Genomic DNA, 15,679 nt, shown 5'->3' on the forward strand with positions numbered 1-15,679 from the left:
CTCTCCTGCTCGGGCGGGTCGGTTCCGCCTGCGTGAAGGTGCTGCGGATGAACGGGCTGCCCGTTGCGGAGGAGAGCCATGACGACGCCGAGGCGCTGCTCGTGCTCGACGGCCGGCTCGAACTCGACGTCGACGGGGACCGCGTGCCGGTCGGGGCGGGCGAGCTCTACCTGGTCCCCGCGGGGACCCGGCACGCGGTGCGGCCGGGAAGCCACGGAACCCTCCTGATCGTGGAACGGGCCTGAGGGCTGTCCCCCGGTGTCCCCCCGGATCTGCGCGGGACCGGCCGCCGCGACGGCGGTGCGCCCCGGCCCGCCCACCGCGCAACGTTCCCGCAACGTCCGCCGCCCTACCCTGCGCGCACCGCCCGCCGCACGGGAGCGGCGGGCACCGCGCCGAGAGCGATTGGGAGGCCGCCCCATGGCCCGTTACGCCAGCCCGGGTTCCGCCGATGCCGTCATGAGCTACCGCAGCCGCTACGACCACTGGATCGGCGGCGAGTTCGTGGCGCCCGCGCTGGGCCGGTACTTCGAGAACCCGACGCCGGTCAACGGGCAGCCGTTCACCGAGGTCGCCCGCGGCACCGCGGAGGACGTGGAGCGCGCCCTGGACGCGGCGCACGCGGCGGCGCCCGGCTGGGCCCGTACCCCCGCCGCCGACCGGGCCGCCGTGCTCAACAAGATCGCCGACCGGATGGAGGCGAACCTGGAGGCCCTGGCGGTCGCCGAGAGCTGGGAGAACGGCAAACCCGTACGGGAGGCCCTGGCAGCCGATATTCCGCTCGCCATCGACCACTTCCGCTATTTCGCGGGCGCCGTGCGCGCCCAGGAGGGCACCCTCTCGGAGATCGACGAGGACACCGTCGCGTACCACTTCCACGAGCCGCTCGGGGTCGTCGCCCAGATCATCCCCTGGAACTTCCCGATCCTGATGGCGACATGGAAGCTCGCCCCGGCGCTGGCCGCGGGCAACGCCGTGGTCCTGAAGCCGGCCGAGCAGACACCCGCCTCGGTGCACTTCTTCATGAGCCTGATCGCGGATCTGCTGCCGCCGGGCGTGGTCAATATCGTCAACGGCTTCGGCGTGGAGGCGGGCAAGCCGCTGGCCTCGAGCCCGCGGGTGGCCAAGGTCGCCTTCACCGGCGAGACCACGACCGGCCGCCTGATCATGCAGTACGCGTCCGAGCATCTGCGGCCGGTGACGCTGGAACTCGGCGGCAAGAGCCCCAACATCTTCTTCGACGATGTCTCCGCCCTGGTGGACGACTTCCAGGACAAGGCGCTGGAAGGCTTCACCATGTTCGCCCTCAACCAGGGCGAGGTGTGCACCTGCCCGTCCCGTGCGCTGATCCAGCGCGGCCACTACCACGACTTCCTGGCCGCGGGCGTGGCCCGTACGGAGAAGATCGTCCAGGGGCACCCGCTGGACACCGACACCATGATCGGCGCGCAGGCCTCCAACGATCAGCTGGAGAAGATCCTGTCCTATCTGGACATCGGCCAGAAGGAGGGCGCCCGGGTCCTCACCGGCGGCTCCCGGGCCGAGCTGGGCGGGGAGCTGGAGGGCGGCTACTACGTCCGCCCGACGATCTTCGAAGGCAACAACGACATGCGGGTCTTCCAGGAGGAGATCTTCGGCCCGGTGGTCGCCGTCGCCCCGTTCTCCGACTTCGACGACGCGATCGGCATCGCCAATGACACGCTCTACGGCCTGGGCGCGGGCGTCTGGACCCGGGACGGCTCCACCGCCTACCGCGCGGGGCGTGCCATCCAGGCCGGCCGGGTGTGGACCAACTGCTACCACGCCTATCCGGCGCACGCGGCGTTCGGCGGCTTCAAGCAGTCCGGGATCGGCCGGGAGAACCACAAGATGATGCTGGACCACTATCAGCAGACGAAGAACCTGCTGGTCAGCTACTCCGCGAAGAAGCTGGGCTTCTTCTGATGGAGGAGGGGCAGACGGCCGGGACGGGCGGCGGCGCCGCGCGGATCGGGCTGACCGCGGCGGCCGTCGAGCTGCTGCGGCTGCTCCGCGCTCAGCACGGTCCGCTGATGTTCCACCAGTCCGGCGGGTGCTGCGACGGCAGCGCGCCCATGTGTTACCCGGCCGGGGAATTCCGCATTGGATCATCGGATGCGCTGCTGGCGCGGCTGGCCGTGGAGGGGGTGCCGGAGCCGGTGGGGTTCTGGATGTCGGCGGACCAGTTCGCGCGCTGGCGGCACACGCATCTGACCGTGGACGTCGTCCCCGGCCGGGGCAGCGGATTCTCGCTGGAGGCACCCGAGGGCGTCCGCTTTCTGATCCGCTCGCGGCTGTTCACCGATACGGAGCGGGCCGAACTCGGGGAGTAAGGGTGAGGCCCCGCGCACGGGGGAGAGCACGGGACCTCACTCCGTACAACGGACGGGCGGCGGCAGGCATTCCCGGCCGGACGAATTCTTTACGGAGGCGATACGGGTACGGAGGGTGATACGGGTACGGAGGCGATACGGGGCGCCGTGCGGCGGGGCTCCGTAAAGAGGACCGGACTCCGTACGGCGGGTCCCCGGAAGCCGGGGCCCGGTACAGGGCGGGCCGCGCCGCCGCTCAGGCCTCGTCCTGTACCAGCCGCTCCAGCATGTCCTGGAAGTCCATGTCCACGACCACCCGCAGCCCGTCGCCGTGCAGCTCGCTCAGCGGGGTCAGGACGCCGCGGCGCCACCAGAAGACCTTGGGGCTGATCGCGCCGGCCGCGTCCTCGTGCCCGGCCGCCGCGAACTGCGCCATCGCCTGGAGCGCCGGGATGACCTGGGCATCGTGGATCCGGTGGAACGCCAGCTGGTGCCGGAAGGGCATCGCGACCAGCGCACCGTCCGGCGTGAGCTCGGTGCCCATGATCCGCTGCACCAGCTCGTCCAGCACCAGCACCCGGCTCGCGGTGAAGAACGAGTCGCCGAGCAGCACCTCGAACGCCGAGCCGTCCCCGCGGCGCAGCGTCTGGTGCCCCTCCACCGGCAGGGCGCGCAGATTGTTCATCGCCCGGATCCGCAGCTCGGCCACGTCCCCGAGATCGGCGAGCGAGTCCTCGCTGAGCGTCTGCACCGCCTCGGGCAGATCGAGGGCGAGCACCTCGCGCAGCCCCGGTGCGTGCTCGCGGCCGTAACGGAAGGAGTCCGAGGCGGGCAGCGTCTCCTGGGCGACGAGGCGGGGGTAGAGGCAGGCCCGGATCTCGTCCTCGGAAAGGATCTCCAGCGGCTGCGGGCCGTCCATCGTGCGCAGGACCTTGCCGACGTGGTCCCGGATCAGCGAGGGCCAGCTGCGCTCGCCGCGCCGGTCGCGGTGGCAGACGGCGGCGAGATTGCCGAGGCCGAACTGGCGGCCTGCGGAGTCGGCGACCACCCCTGCGTAGGCGGTGACTTCCAGGCCCTGTTCGGCGAACGCCTGCCGGACCTGCGATCTGAAGAAGCCGCCCTCGCGCTCGGAGAAGAAGGAGAACTCGGCATCGCGTGCAACGTCGCGGGAATCCCGCTTGGGTCCTCGGCGGAACAGTCCCATCTCTTCCTCCCGGCAACGGCCCGAACGACGGCCATGATGGGGCCGATCGTAACGGGTGCCGTTGCCGCGCCGGACGGACTCCTCCTGTTCGGAGGCGGTGCGGGGCGCGTAGCACGCCCGCGCACCACCCCGCGGGCGGGGCCGCGGACTTGCCGGTCAGCCGCCGATGTTGACGTCGATGCAGGCGTAGAAGGCGTTCGCGGTGTCGGCGATGTTCCAGACCGCGAGGACCTTCTGCCTGCCGGTGATGCCGCCGAAGTCGACGGTGTGCGAGACCGTCTCGGGCGGCTGCGCACCGCCGTCGTCGAACTCGGCGACCTTCTGGCCGCCGACGAAGTACTGCCAGGTGCTGGTGGAGTGACGTGCCGTCAGTTTCCAGTTGAAGGTCTGGGAGCTGCCGACCGGGGTGACCTGCCACCCCTTGGAGTCGTCGTCGAGGTCGGCGAACTGGCTGTTGCCGCCGCTGCAACTGGTCAGTCCCTTGGGGCCCTCGACGCTCTGCGGCTCCCATTTGATCGGGCCGCACTCGACGGTGCCGGCGGCGCACTGCGCCTGTCGGCTGGGCGGCGTGGACACATAGCCGTGGGCACTGGCCGGGGAGGCCGGCATGGTGACGACGAGGAGGGGAGCGATTCCGGCGCCGATGGCGAGGGCCAGCCTTCTCTTTTTGTTCATGTCAACTGTCAACCCTTCCGCGTGCATTGAGTGGGGGGTAAGGGAGTGACGCGAGGGTGTTCCAATTGGTCTGGACTTTACTCGCTGACCGCGTACGGTCAAGGGGTTCGGCCCCCCTCACGCTGCCGTACGCCCCTCGCGCGCCCCGCCGCCGTACTCCCGTCGGTGCACGAAAGCGCTCGTGTTGAAAGGCGATTGGCAACGGAGGAGAATTCTGGGGGTGACGTGCCGCTTGTTCAGCGAGCGGAGGAGACCATGACGTCGTCCGCTGCCCCGCCCCCCGCGGGCCCCTCCGGCGGAGCGCACCCGGCTGCCACGGACAAGGGGCTGCGGAGCGGCGCGCTGGGACTGTTCTCCAGCACCGTGATCGGGCTGGCGTCCACCGCCCCCGCCTACAGCCTGGCCGCCACTCTTGGTGTCATCGTCGCCGTCGCCGGTCTCCAGTCCCCGGTCATCATCATCCTGGCGTTCCTCCCCATGTTCCTCATCGCCTACGGGTACAAGGGGCTCAACCAGGCCGACCCGGACTGCGGCACCACCTTCACCTGGGCCTCGCGGGCGTTCGGGCCGCACACCGGCTGGCTGGGCGGCTGGGGCATCGTCGCCGCGGACATCATCGTCATGGCGAACCTGGCGCAGATCGCCGGACAGTACGGGTTCCAGCTCGTCGGCGCCCGCGGGCTGGCGCACAACACCCTGTGGACCACGGTGGCCGGGGTGGTGTGGATCGCCCTGATGACCTGGATCTGCTACATCGGCATCGAGGTCTCGGCCAACCTGCAGAAGGTCCTGCTGACCATCGAGGTGGTGATGCTGCTGGTGCTCGCGGTGGCGGCACTGGTGCAGGTCTACTCGGGCTCGGCGCCCGGCACGTCGACGCACATCACCTGGTCATGGTTCAACCCCCTGCAGATCCGCTCCCTCGACGCCTTCACCACGGGCATCCTCACCACGGTGTTCATCTACTGGGGCTGGGACAGCTGCGTAGCGGTCAACGAGGAGACCGCGGACCGCAGTCGTACGCCGGGCCGCGCCGCGGTCACCTCGACCGTCATCCTGCTCTGTGTGTATCTCCTGGTCACCACGTCCGCGCAGAGCTTCGCCGGCGCGGGCAGCACCGGCATCGGGCTGGCGAATCCGCACAATGCCTCGGATGTGCTGTCCAACCTCGGCAGCGAGGTCTTCGGCAGCGGTGCGGGCGGGCAGGTCCTGACCAAGCTGCTGATCCTGATGGTGCTGACCTCCGCTGCGGCATCCACCCAGACCACGATCCTGCCCACGGCCCGCACCACGCTCTCGATGGCCACCTTCAAGGCCCTGCCGGCGCACTTCGCCCGCATCCACCCCCGCTTCCTGACCCCGACGTGGTCCACCGTCGGCATGGGCCTGGCATCCATCGTCTTCTTCGTGCTGCTGACCCGGGTGAGCGAGAACCTGCTGGCCGACTCCATCGGGTCGGTCGGCCTGATGATCGCCTTCTACTACGGGCTCACCGGCTTCGCCTGCGTCTGGTACTTCCGCAAAGTGCTCCGGGTCGGTCCCCGCACGCTGTGGACCAAGGGCATCATGCCGGGCCTGGGCGGCGTACTGCTGCTCTACTTCTTCGTCAATGCCTGCGTGGTCTACGCCGCCCCTGATTACGGCAGCACCTCGTGGACGCTGCCGTTCCCGCCGCACTGGCATCTGGGCGGCGTCTTTGTCACCGGTATCGGCGGACTGGCCCTCGGCGGTGTGCTGATGCTGGTGTACCGGGTGATCAGCCCCGCATTTTTCCGTAAGGAAATCATCGCGGTGACCGCCCATGAAAGGGACCGGGAACCGAACTGATCCCTCACCTGCTGCGCATTCCCGGACCGTTTGACGGCGTATGAACTGCGGATGCTGACCCGTACACGCCGTGTCAGGCTGGTGGAGAGGCCGCGCGTCGGCTGGCCCGGACCGCGGCATCGTCTCTCGCGTTAGGAGCCCGAGATGGCCACTCACGCCGGCGAAACCCCCGTGGGACATACGCCCCGCAACCACACAGGCGGCGCGGCTGGTGGGTGGACCGTGTTCGCCGCGGTCCTGATGATCTTCGGTGGCATCATGGCGATATTCGAGGGCGTCTCCGCCATCGCCAAGGACACCGTATTCGTCAACACCCCCAATTACGTCTTCCAGTTCAACCTCACCGGCTGGGGCGTGGTGCACCTCATCCTCGGCATCGTGGTCGCCCTCGCCGGCGCCGCGCTGTTCACCGGGGCCGCATGGGCCCGCGTCGTCGGTGTCACGCTGGCAGGCCTGAGCATGATCGCCAACTTCATCTGGCTGCCGCACTACCCGCTGTGGGCCATCGTCCTGATCGCGCTCGACGCCTTCATCATCTGGGCGCTGTGCACCTCGCACGGAGTCGCCGGGGACTGAGGACCGAGGACCGAGGGCTGCGGGCCGAGGCCGGAATCGGGGTACGGGCCGCAGCCCGGCGTACGGCACCTGCCGACGCCCCACCGCCCGATTCGGGCGATCCCCCGCGTCGCCCGAATCAGGCAGCTTGACCGGATCCCTGCTGAGCGGCAGATATCCGGGGCCTGCCGAGTATACTGGCTCCCAGCCAGTCAACGCAGGAGTACAGCATGTCCCCCCGGAGCGCATCGGTCAATGAAGCGCTGCGACGGCGCTCCCGGGAGCGGCTGCTCCAAGCGACCGTCGAGCTGGTGGGCGAGCGCGGATTCGAGGCGACGACGCTCGGCGATATCGCGCAGCGCGCGGGGGCCGCCCGCGGTCTGGTCTCGTACTACTTCCCCGGTAAGCGCCAGCTGCTGCAGTCGGCCGTGCACCGGCTGATGCATCTGACGCTCCAGGCGGCGCTGGAACGCGAGCCGGAGCCGAGCGGGCCGGACGCGGGACGCGAGCTGATGGCGCGCGCCATCGATGCGATCCTCGGACTGGCGCACGACCACCCGGTGCTGATGCGGACCCATATGGCCGGGATCCTGACAGCCGAGGGATTCATCCAGTGCCCCGAACAACAGCGGCTGGCGCAGCTGCTGCGGGGCGTGGTCGTCGCGTACGGATCGCCCGATCCCGACGCCGACTATCCGCTGCTGCGGGCGCAGTTGATGGGTTCGGTGGTGCCGATACTGCTGCCGGGGGCGCCGGTCTCGCGGGACCTGATGCGCGCCGAGCTGTTCCAGCGGTACGGGCTGGAGTGGGAGCTGGGGGTGCCGCCGCAGGAGCGGCCGGAGGGGCGAGTTCAGCGCTTGTTGTGACGAGGTGTCAGGAACCCTTCGTCGCGGGCACCGGCGATCAGGCGCAGTGATCTGCGGCGGTTACGGCCGGTGGCGTTCATGACCGCCAGGACCGGGTCCTGGCCGGTCCGCTGGGCCGTCCGGTAGGCGTCCGCGGCGAGCCTGCGGCGCTCGCTGACGCGCGACCGGGCGAGGACGGCGGGCGGGGCTCCGGGGTCGGCGGGCGGGGCGGCCGGGGCTCTGGGGCCGACGGGCTGCTCGGCACGTTCGGGGGGCCCGGCGGATTCGGGCGCCTCGGCGGAATCGGGGGCATCGGCCGGTTCGGCGGGCCGTGGGGTGCGGTCGCACACGGCGGCCGTACGGTCGGCGTCGCCGAGGCGCTCACCCTGGCCGCAGAGCGCGCCCTCACCGTGGACGGCAGCCTCCACCGGGGGCGTCGCCACCTCCTGTGCGGGCGCCCCGTCGCCCGCCTCGTCCCGGTGCGCCCCCAGGTCCTGACCCAGGTCCTGCCCAGGCTCCTGGTGCCACTCCTCCGGGGTGCGCCCCTTCCGCGGCCGCCCTGTCGCCAGCCGACACGCATCGTCCAGGGGCCCGTCGATCCAGCGCCCCAGAGTGGCGAGCTCGTCGAGCGTCAGCGGCGGATCGGCGCGCATGTCCTCGACGGTGAGGCCGTCGTCGGAGACGGCCACCAGGACATCGATCCGGGCGCCGTCGGCGAAGGTCAGCCGGGCGCTGAACCAGGGGCCCAGCGGGTCGAGCCGGGGCGGCGCGGTCTCGAGCCCGAGGACGACGTCCGGGTCGTCGGGGTCGACGGGCTCGGGAGCGGGTGCGGCCGTGCCGTACCCCTGGAGCTCCCAGGCAGGCCACTCCCCGGCCGCGCCTTGGGCTTTATATCGGCTATTAACGGTACAAAAGTCACTTTCCGACACAGGGAAAAACGTAGCTCCCTGTACATCAGCCCCAGGGGCGCGGCACGCTCATCACACCCGGGAGCAACCCCGATAGCTCATCTCCCGCCGTGGGCCCGCCGGTGCGATCCTGGGGGTACTCCGCGGAAGGGGCCACCCGTGCTTCGTGTCGCAGTCATCGGATCGGGACCGAGCGGTGTGTACACCGCGCAGTCCCTGGTCGAACAGCAGGCCGTACCGGATATCGAGGTCTATGTCCTGGACCGGCTGCCGTGCCCGTACGGTCTGGTGCGCTACGGCGTCGCACCGGACCACGAGAAGATCAAGTCACTGCAGGGCAATCTGCGGACGGTGCTGGAGCACCCCCAGGTGCATTTCCTGGGGAATGTGGAGGTGGGCGCACCGGGGCTGGGGCTGCGGGAGCTGCACGAGATCTTCCATGCGGTGGTGTTCTGCGTGGGCGCCGCCACCGACCGCCACCTCGGCATCCCCGGCGAGAACCTCCCCGGCAGCCACTCCGCGACCGACTTCGTCGCCTGGTACAGCGCACATCCGGATGCCGCGGCCGCCCGCTTCGCCCTGGCGGCCCGCTCCGCGGTCGTGATCGGTGTGGGCAATGTGGCTGTCGATGTGGCCCGGATCCTGGCCCGCGGCGCCGCGGAGCTCGCCACCACCGACATGCCCCAGGGGGCGCTCGGCGCGCTCGCCGACAGCCGTATCGAGGATGTCTGGATGGTGGGCCGACGCGGCCCCTCGCAGGCCAAGTTCACCACCAAGGAGCTGCGGGAGCTGGGGTCGCTGCCGGGTACGCAGGTGCTCGTACGGCCCGAGGAGCTGGCGCTGGACCCGGCGTACGGCGATCCGAGCGGCCTGCCGGCCGTGGGGCGGCGGAACGTCGAGGTGCTGCGCGGCTGGGCGGAGCGGACGGCCGAGGGGGCGGCGGGGCCGGGGCCGACGCGGCGGATCCATCTGCGGTTCTTCCTGCGGCCGGCCGAGGTGGTCGGGGACGCCGCCACCGGGGTGCGGGCGGTGCGGTTCGAGCGGACGGCACCGGACGGGCACGGCGGGGTCACCGGGACCGGTGAATTCGAGGACATCGAGGGGCAGTTGGTGCTGCGCTCGGTCGGCTACCGGGGGACGCCGCAGGCGGGCCTGCCGTTCGACGAGACGCGCGGGACGGTGCCGCATCTGGCGGGGCGGGTGCTGCGGGACGGGGTGCCGTGCCCCGGCGCCTATGTGGCGGGCTGGATCAAGCGCGGCCCCACCGGGGTGATCGGCACCAACCGGCCGTGCGCGAAGGAGACCACGGCGTCGCTGCTGGAGGATGCCGCCGCACTGGCGGAGCGCGACACGGCCGACGACCCGGTGGCGGCGCTGCGGCTGACGGGACAGACGCCGGTGCCCTGGGCAGGGTGGCTGGCCATCGAGGCCGCGGAGGCGGACTGGGGTCACCAGCTGGGCCGCGGGACCGTCAAACTGCCGGACTGGGAAGGGCTGTTGGACGCGGCGCGCGCAACCGGGTGAGCGGCCCGGCGCCCGAGGCCGTACGGGAGGCCGCAAGGGAAGCCGTACGGGAGGCCGTACGGAAGAAGATCAGCCGTCGCCGAGGCGCCGGGCCTGGAGGTCCGCCGCGCGCAGCACGCCGTCGATCAGGCCCGGGAAGAGGGTGTCCAGGTCGGCCCGCCGCAGCCCGTTCATCTTGGCGGTGCCCCGGTAGATCTGCTGGATGACGCCGTGCTCGCGCAACACCCGATAGTGGTGCGTACAGGTCGACTTGCTGACCGGCAGCTCGATATCGGCGCAGTTCAGCTCGCCCTCGGCGGCGGCCAGCGCGCACACGATCCGTAGCCGCATCGGGTCGGCGAGGGCGTGCAGGACGTCGGCGAGCCGGATGTCCTCGCGCGCCGGGTGCTCCAGCGACCGGGAGCCGGATGGCGTGCCCTGGGACGCCCTGGACGTCGTGTGGGTCGTCATGTCGGCTCCCGGAGTGCGTGCGGCGCGGTCGGCGGAGACTCCATTGTACGAGAACCTTCGTAGTTTGACATCCACCGTAGTACGACGCTTATCGTACGACCGCAGGCAAGCCCAAGCCCTTGCGAAACCGAACCCCGGAGATTGCCGTGAGCACGCTGTTCCAGCCCATCACCCTGCGGTCCCTGACCATCGCCAACCGCCTCTGGATGGCACCGATGTGCCAGTACTCCGCGGCGGCCACCGGGCCCGACGCGGGCGTCGCGAACGACTGGCACTTCGCCCACTACGCGGCGCGGGCGGCCGGCGGCACCGGGCTGATCCTCACCGAGGCCACCGCCGTCAGCCCGGAGGGCCGGATCAGCCCGTACGACCTGGGGATCTGGAACGACCGCCAGGTGGCGGCGCTGCGCCGGATCACCGCCTTCCTCAAGGAGCAGGGCACCGTCCCCGGTATTCAGCTCGCGCACGCCGGCCGCAAGGCGTCCACCGACGCCACCTGGCGCGGCGGCGGCCCGCTGGCCTCCGATGAGGGCGGCTGGACCACGGTCGCGCCGAGCCCGCTGCCGTTCGACGAGGGGCACCCGGCCCCCGACGGGCTCAGCGCGGCGCGGATACGGGAGATCGTCGGGCAGTTCGCGGACGCCGCGCGCCGGGCGCTGGACGCCGGCTTCCAGGTGGCCGAGGTGCACGGCGCGCACGGCTATCTGATCGGCCAGTTCCTGTCGCCGCACACCAACCACCGCACCGACGAGTACGGCGGCTCGTACGAGAACCGGACCCGCTTCGCCCTCGAGGTGGTGGACGCGGTGCGCGCCGTGTGGCCCGAGGAGCTGCCCCTGCTGTTCCGTATCTCGGCGACCGACTGGCTGACCGAGAACGAGGACGACGAGCGCGAGGGCTGGACCGCCGACGACACCGTGCGCTTCGCCGCGGACCTGCTGGCCCACGGGGTGGATCTGCTGGACACCTCCACGGGCGGCAATGCGCCGCGGGCCCGTATCGCGACCGGGCCGGGATACCAGGTGCCGTTCGCCGAGCGGGTCAAGCGGGAGACCGCGCTGCCGGTCGGCGCCGTGGGGCTGATCACCGAGACGCGGCAGGCCGAGAAGATCGTGGCGGACGGTCAGGCGGATGTGGTGCTGCTCGGCCGCGAGCTGCTGCGCAACCCGTCCTTCGTGCGCCATGCGGCCCGCGAGCTGGGCGCCGGGGTGGCGACCCCGCAGCAGTACCACCGGGCCGTCTGACCTGCACGGACACACGCCGGGACGCCGTTGTCAGTGGTCGGGTGCACACTGACCACTACCTGAGACAACGGCGTTTCGGAGGTGCTTGGCATGACGGACGTACTCCTTGCGGTGGGCACCCGCAAGGGCCTCTTCCTGGGCCGGCGGCGGCATGACGGGTGGGAATTGAGCGGCCCGCATTTCGCCGCGCAGGCGGTCTATTCGCTCGCGATCGACACCCGCGGCCCGAGACCCCGGCTGCTGGCCGGGGCCGACAGCACCCACTGGGGCCCGTCGGTGTTCCACTCCGACGACCTCGGCGAGAGCTGGCAGGAACCGTCCCGCCCGGCGGTCAAGTACCCGCAGTACACCGGGACTTCGCTGGAGCGGGTGTGGCAGCTGCATCCGGCGGGTCCGGCCGCCCCCGATGTGGTGTACGCGGGCACCGAGCCCGGCGGGCTGTTCCGGTCGGCGGACCGCGGCGAGACGTTCGAGCTGGTACGGCCGCTGTGGGACCACCCGAGCCGGGAGCAATGGGTGCCGGGCGGCGGTGGGCTGGCCGTCCATACGGTGATCACCGACCCGCGGGACGCCGACGCGGTGACCGTCGCGGTCTCCGCGGCCGGGGTGTTCCGCACCCTCGACGGCGGCACGAGCTGGGCGCCGTCGAACCACGGCGTCAAGGCGGTCTTCCTGCCCGACCAGCACCCCGAATTCGGCCAGTGCGTCCACAAGATCGCGCAGGACCCGGTGAACCGCGACCGGCTGTATCTGCAGAACCACTGGGGCGTCTACCGCAGCGACGACGCGGGCGCCGGGTGGACGGACATCGGCAGCGGGCTGCCCTCCGACTTCGGCTTCGCGGTGGCCGCGCATCCGCGCAAGGGGGATGTCGCCTACCTCTTCCCCATCACCGCCGATATCGACCGGGTGCCGGCCGGCCACCGCTGCCGGGTCTACCGCACGGCCGACGCCGGCCGGAGCTGGGAGGCGCAGAGCGCGGGGCTGCCCCAGGAGGACCACTACGGCACGGTGCTGCGGGATGCGCTGTCGGTCGACGACACCGACCCCGCGGGCGTCTACTTCGGCAACCGCAACGGCGAGGTCTACGCCAGCGCGGACGACGGCGACAGCTGGCAGCAGGTCGCCTCCCATCTGCCGGATGTGCTGTGCGTACGGGCGGCTGCCGTGGGGTGAGCCAAGGCCATGGATTGAAGGGGAGCGGCGCTGAGCCAGTAGGGTGATCGCGTGGCTGCACGACCTCTTCATGACAGCGTTGAACCGGGCTGGGCCAAGGCACTTGAGCCCGTCGCCGGACAGATCGCCGCGATGGGCGACTTCCTGCGGGCGGAGATCGCCGCGGGACGTACGTACCTCCCGGCCGGCAGCAATGTGCTGCGCGCCTTCCAACAGCCCTTCGACGAGGTGCGGGTGCTCATCGTCGGGCAGGACCCCTACCCCACGCCGGGGCATGCGGTCGGGCTGAGCTTCTCGGTGGCGCCGGACGTCCGCCCACTGCCGGGGAGCCTGGAGAACATCTTCCGCGAGCTGCACTCCGACCTCGGGATGCCGCGGCCGTCCAACGGCGACCTCACCCCCTGGACCGAGCAGGGCGTGCTGCTGCTGAACAGGGCGCTGACCACCGCGCCCCGCAAGCCTGCGGCCCACCGCGGCAAGGGCTGGGAGGCGATCACCGAGCAGGCCATCCGCGCGCTGGTGGCGCGTGGCCGCCCGCTGGTGTCGGTTCTGTGGGGGCGCGATGCGCGCAATCTGCGGCCGCTGCTCGGCGATCTGCCGGCCGTCGAGTCGGCGCACCCCTCCCCCATGTCCGCCGACCGGGGCTTCTTCGGGTCGCGGCCGTTCAGCCGGGTGAACGATCTGCTGGTGCGGCAGGGGGCGCAGCCCGTGGACTGGAGGCTGCCCTGAACCCGGGCGTCAGGCCCTGTCGTCGAACTCCCGTCGTTCGCCCGGAGGGCGGGCCTCGCGGCGTCTAATGCACTCCGATCTCCCCCACGCCTCAAGGGCGCGGGACGGGGGTCCCCCCGCGCCGTTCAGGCGTGGGGAGCGCGCGCCTGGGGGCACCTCCCAGCGTTGGCTGGGGGAGCGTCGCGAGGCAGGCGGGAGTTCGACGACAGCGCCTAGTGTTCCCGCATGACAAACGCGCACATCCCTGCGGGCTGGTACGCCGACCCGCAGGGCACCCCCCAGCAACTGCGCTGGTGGGACGGCTCGCAGTGGACCGAACACACCCATCCGGGACAACAGCCGCAGGCACCGGTCCAGGCCCAGCCGCAGCCGATGCCCCAGGCGGCGCAACCGGCACCACAGCAGCCCGCGTCTCATCACGCACAGTCGGCGGCCCGGACCGCACAGCCGCAGGCCCTCCAGAAGCAGGCCCCGTATCCGGGCCGACCGGGCGCCGACCCGGCCGTGCAACACCAGGTCCAGGAGCAGGCCGGAGCCGCGCCTGCCGGTCCGGGCGGCGGTTCCCTGTTCACCGAGCCGGTCCTCGTCGTGAACCAGAAGGCCAAGCTGATCGAGGTCACCAACGAGTACGGCGTCTTCGACCAGCACGGCAACTCCCTCGGCACGGTCGTCCAGGTCGGCCAGAGCACGACCAAGAAGGTGCTGCGGGTCGCCTCCAGCCTAGATCAGTACATGACCCACAAGCTGGAGATCCGCGACGCGTACGGGCAGCCGCAGCTGGTGCTGACCCGGCCCGCGAAGATCATCAAGTCCAAGGTGCTGGTGGAGCGCCCGGGCGGGCAGCCGGTCGGTGAGATCGTGCAGCAGAACGCCATCGGGAAGATCAACTTCTCGATGACGGCGGGCGGCCATCAGGTCGGCGCCATCAAGGCGGAGAACTGGCGCGCCTGGAACTTTGCGATCGTGGACCACACCGACACCGAGGTCGCCCGGATCACCAAGACCTGGGAGGGGCCGGCCAAGACGATGTTCACCACCGCGGACCACTACGTGCTGCAGATCCACCGGCAGCTCCCCGACCCGCTGCTGAGCCTGGTGGTCGCCACGGCGCTGACCGTCGACACCGCCCTCAAGCAGGATGCCCGCGGCCTTGGCTGAGCCCCGCGCCCGGCTCCGGGCGCCCGGCCCGTTCGTCCTGGGAGCCGACTCGGGCGGCTCGGGACTGCGGATCGCGCTCGCCCGCGCCGACGACGGCCGGCCGCCCCGGCCCCTGGCCACCCGTACCACGCAGGAGCCGGTCCACACCGGCCCCGCCGGGATCGATGCGGCCCATCTCCTGTCCCAACTGGTGCCCGCCGCCGAGGAGTTGCTGCGCGAGACGGGCGCGGACGGCCCGGCCGCCATCTGTGTGGGCGCCGCCGGGATGGCCACGCTCGGGGACGATCTGCGCGCCCGGCTGCCGGGGGCGCTGGCGACGGCGTTCGGGGCGGTTCACCTGGCGCTGGCGGCCGATGCGGTCACCGCGTACGCCGGGGCACTGGGCCAACGGCCGGGTGCCGTGGTCGCGGCGGGCACCGGCATGATCGCCATGGGGACGGACCTGACGGCGGCGGGCGGCTGGCGCCGCGCCGACGGCTGGGGCCACCTGCTGGGCGACTGCGGCGGCGGCGCATGGATCGGCCGCGCCGGACTGGAGGCCGCGATGCGCGCGCACGACGGCCGGCCGGGCGGCTCGCGCGCTCTGCTGGCCCGCGCGGAGGCGGAGTTCGGACCGGTCGGCGCACTGCCCGGCGCGCTCTATCCCCGGCCCGACCGGCCCGCCGTCCTCGCTTCGTTCGCACCGGAGGTGGCACGCTGCGCCGCCGACGACCCGGTGGCCGCGGGCATCCTGGAGGACGCCGCGCGCCATATCGCCGATGCCGCGGCCGCGGTCTGCCCGCCGGGCGGACCCCGCACGGTGGCGCTGACCGGCGGCCTGTTCCGGATCGGCGAGCCGCTGCTGGCCCCGCTGCGTACGGCGCTCACCGCACGGCTGCCGGACGCCCACCGGGAGACGGCCGCCGGCAGCCCCCTCGACGGGGCCCTGACCATCGCCGCGGCGCTGGCCCACAACAGCCTGGTACTGCCCGCCGACGGCAAGTTGTTGCAGATCACATGCCCTGTGGGGTGATTGCACCACCTTGACGCGCGGGATAAATCGGGACGGATACCT

The 15,679-nt window shown here is 71.5% G+C and carries 16 protein-coding genes; 12 read left to right on the forward strand and 4 right to left on the reverse strand.

Annotated features, from left to right (window positions below; genetic code table 11):
• Positions 1-5 precede the first annotated feature (5 nt).
• The 3 genes from AB0D04_RS12770 (at position 6) to AB0D04_RS12780 (ending at position 2,351) form a co-directional block, all read left to right on the forward strand.
• Complete coding sequence (locus tag AB0D04_RS12770; protein WP_362702472.1) at positions 6-245, forward strand: cupin domain-containing protein; 240 nt, start codon at positions 6-8, stop codon at positions 243-245.
• Positions 246-420: 175 nt separating this feature from the next.
• Positions 421-1,944, forward strand: coding sequence for an aldehyde dehydrogenase family protein (locus AB0D04_RS12775; protein ID WP_362702325.1), 1,524 nt, complete (start codon positions 421-423; stop codon positions 1,942-1,944).
• Positions 1,944-2,351, forward strand: coding sequence for a DUF779 domain-containing protein (locus tag AB0D04_RS12780; protein ID WP_362702327.1), 408 nt, complete (start codon positions 1,944-1,946; stop codon positions 2,349-2,351). The genes AB0D04_RS12775 and AB0D04_RS12780 overlap by 1 nt, the downstream gene beginning before the upstream one ends.
• Before the next feature lie 235 nt (positions 2,352-2,586).
• On the opposite strand, the gene AB0D04_RS12785 is transcribed toward AB0D04_RS12780, so the two are convergent.
• The gene (locus AB0D04_RS12785; protein ID WP_362702329.1) at positions 2,587-3,534 is read right to left on the reverse strand and encodes a hypothetical protein; all 948 of its coding nucleotides are present in this window, start codon (positions 3,532-3,534) and stop codon (positions 2,587-2,589) included.
• A 156-nt stretch (positions 3,535-3,690) separates the two neighbouring features.
• The gene (locus AB0D04_RS12790; protein ID WP_362702330.1) at positions 3,691-4,209 is read right to left on the reverse strand and encodes a lytic polysaccharide monooxygenase auxiliary activity family 9 protein; all 519 of its coding nucleotides are present in this window, start codon (positions 4,207-4,209) and stop codon (positions 3,691-3,693) included.
• A 255-nt stretch (positions 4,210-4,464) separates the two neighbouring features.
• Here AB0D04_RS12790 and AB0D04_RS12795 point away from each other — a divergent pair, with 255 nt between their 5' ends.
• From AB0D04_RS12795 to AB0D04_RS12805, 3 genes are all read left to right on the forward strand, one after another.
• Entirely contained in the window at positions 4,465-6,036 is a 1,572-nt protein-coding gene (locus AB0D04_RS12795; protein WP_362702331.1) for an APC family permease, read from the forward strand.
• A 240-nt stretch (positions 6,037-6,276) separates the two neighbouring features.
• Entirely contained in the window at positions 6,277-6,612 is a 336-nt protein-coding gene (locus AB0D04_RS12800; RefSeq protein WP_362702474.1) for a hypothetical protein, read from the forward strand.
• A 209-nt stretch (positions 6,613-6,821) separates the two neighbouring features.
• Positions 6,822-7,457: a helix-turn-helix domain-containing protein gene (locus AB0D04_RS12805; RefSeq protein WP_362702332.1), complete on the forward strand. Its 636-nt coding sequence runs from the start codon at positions 6,822-6,824 to the stop codon at positions 7,455-7,457.
• Here the strand turns inward: AB0D04_RS12805 and AB0D04_RS12810 are convergent.
• Positions 7,442-8,365 (reverse strand): DUF6214 family protein, encoded by a 924-nt coding sequence (locus AB0D04_RS12810; protein ID WP_362702333.1) that lies wholly within the window; start codon positions 8,363-8,365, stop codon positions 7,442-7,444. The two genes, AB0D04_RS12805 and AB0D04_RS12810, sit on opposite strands and share 16 nt — an antisense overlap.
• A gap of 138 nt (positions 8,366-8,503) precedes the next feature.
• Between AB0D04_RS12810 and AB0D04_RS12815 the strand changes: the two genes are divergently transcribed.
• Positions 8,504-9,868 carry an FAD-dependent oxidoreductase gene (locus AB0D04_RS12815; RefSeq protein ID WP_362702334.1) on the forward strand — a complete coding sequence of 455 codons (1,365 nt, stop codon included), beginning with the start codon at positions 8,504-8,506 and terminating at the stop codon, positions 9,866-9,868.
• A 69-nt stretch (positions 9,869-9,937) separates the two neighbouring features.
• On the opposite strand, the gene AB0D04_RS12820 is transcribed toward AB0D04_RS12815, so the two are convergent.
• The gene (locus AB0D04_RS12820; RefSeq protein WP_362702336.1) at positions 9,938-10,318 is read right to left on the reverse strand and encodes an ArsR family transcriptional regulator; all 381 of its coding nucleotides are present in this window, start codon (positions 10,316-10,318) and stop codon (positions 9,938-9,940) included.
• A 146-nt stretch (positions 10,319-10,464) separates the two neighbouring features.
• On the opposite strand from AB0D04_RS12820, the gene AB0D04_RS12825 reads away from it, so the two are divergent.
• The 5 genes from AB0D04_RS12825 to AB0D04_RS12845 all read left to right on the forward strand — a co-directional run bounded on the left by AB0D04_RS12825 (position 10,465) and on the right by AB0D04_RS12845 (position 15,637).
• Positions 10,465-11,562 (forward strand): NADH:flavin oxidoreductase/NADH oxidase, encoded by a 1,098-nt coding sequence (locus tag AB0D04_RS12825; protein WP_362702338.1) that lies wholly within the window; start codon positions 10,465-10,467, stop codon positions 11,560-11,562.
• Positions 11,563-11,652: 90 nt separating this feature from the next.
• Positions 11,653-12,738 carry an exo-alpha-sialidase gene (locus AB0D04_RS12830; RefSeq protein ID WP_362702339.1) on the forward strand — a complete coding sequence of 362 codons (1,086 nt, stop codon included), beginning with the start codon at positions 11,653-11,655 and terminating at the stop codon, positions 12,736-12,738.
• A gap of 51 nt (positions 12,739-12,789) precedes the next feature.
• Positions 12,790-13,467: a uracil-DNA glycosylase gene (locus AB0D04_RS12835; protein ID WP_362702341.1), complete on the forward strand. Its 678-nt coding sequence runs from the start codon at positions 12,790-12,792 to the stop codon at positions 13,465-13,467.
• A 225-nt stretch (positions 13,468-13,692) separates the two neighbouring features.
• Positions 13,693-14,625 carry a phospholipid scramblase-related protein gene (locus tag AB0D04_RS12840; protein WP_362702342.1) on the forward strand — a complete coding sequence of 311 codons (933 nt, stop codon included), beginning with the start codon at positions 13,693-13,695 and terminating at the stop codon, positions 14,623-14,625.
• Complete coding sequence (locus tag AB0D04_RS12845) at positions 14,606-15,637, forward strand: BadF/BadG/BcrA/BcrD ATPase family protein (RefSeq protein ID WP_362702343.1); 1,032 nt, start codon at positions 14,606-14,608, stop codon at positions 15,635-15,637. Before AB0D04_RS12840 ends, AB0D04_RS12845 begins: the two co-directional genes overlap by 20 nt.
• Positions 15,638-15,679: the final 42 nt, after the last annotated feature.

The organism is Streptomyces sp. NPDC048483 (genome assembly GCF_040651455.1).
GTDB lineage: Bacteria > Actinomycetota > Actinomycetes > Streptomycetales > Streptomycetaceae > Streptomyces.

What these genes read in the sequence shown, in the direction of transcription:
- AB0D04_RS12800 (WP_362702474.1), top strand. Translation starts at nt 6,277, where the DNA reads ATGATCTTCGGTGGCATCATGGCGATATTCGAGGGCGTCTCCGCCATC.
- AB0D04_RS12790 (WP_362702330.1), bottom strand. Translation starts at nt 4,209, where the DNA reads ATGAACAAAAAGAGAAGGCTGGCCCTCGCCATCGGCGCCGGAATCGCT.
- AB0D04_RS12780 (WP_362702327.1), top strand. Translation starts at nt 1,944, where the DNA reads ATGGAGGAGGGGCAGACGGCCGGGACGGGCGGCGGCGCCGCGCGGATC.
- AB0D04_RS12840 (WP_362702342.1), top strand. Translation starts at nt 13,693, where the DNA reads ATGACAAACGCGCACATCCCTGCGGGCTGGTACGCCGACCCGCAGGGC.
- AB0D04_RS12820 (WP_362702336.1), bottom strand. Translation starts at nt 10,318, where the DNA reads ATGACGACCCACACGACGTCCAGGGCGTCCCAGGGCACGCCATCCGGC.
- AB0D04_RS12795 (WP_362702331.1), top strand. Translation starts at nt 4,465, where the DNA reads ATGACGTCGTCCGCTGCCCCGCCCCCCGCGGGCCCCTCCGGCGGAGCG.
- AB0D04_RS12805 (WP_362702332.1), top strand. Translation starts at nt 6,822, where the DNA reads ATGTCCCCCCGGAGCGCATCGGTCAATGAAGCGCTGCGACGGCGCTCC.
- AB0D04_RS12775 (WP_362702325.1), top strand. Translation starts at nt 421, where the DNA reads ATGGCCCGTTACGCCAGCCCGGGTTCCGCCGATGCCGTCATGAGCTAC.
- AB0D04_RS12785 (WP_362702329.1), bottom strand. Translation starts at nt 3,534, where the DNA reads ATGGGACTGTTCCGCCGAGGACCCAAGCGGGATTCCCGCGACGTTGCA.
- AB0D04_RS12830 (WP_362702339.1), top strand. Translation starts at nt 11,653, where the DNA reads ATGACGGACGTACTCCTTGCGGTGGGCACCCGCAAGGGCCTCTTCCTG.
- AB0D04_RS12845 (WP_362702343.1), top strand. Translation starts at nt 14,606, where the DNA reads ATGCCCGCGGCCTTGGCTGAGCCCCGCGCCCGGCTCCGGGCGCCCGGC.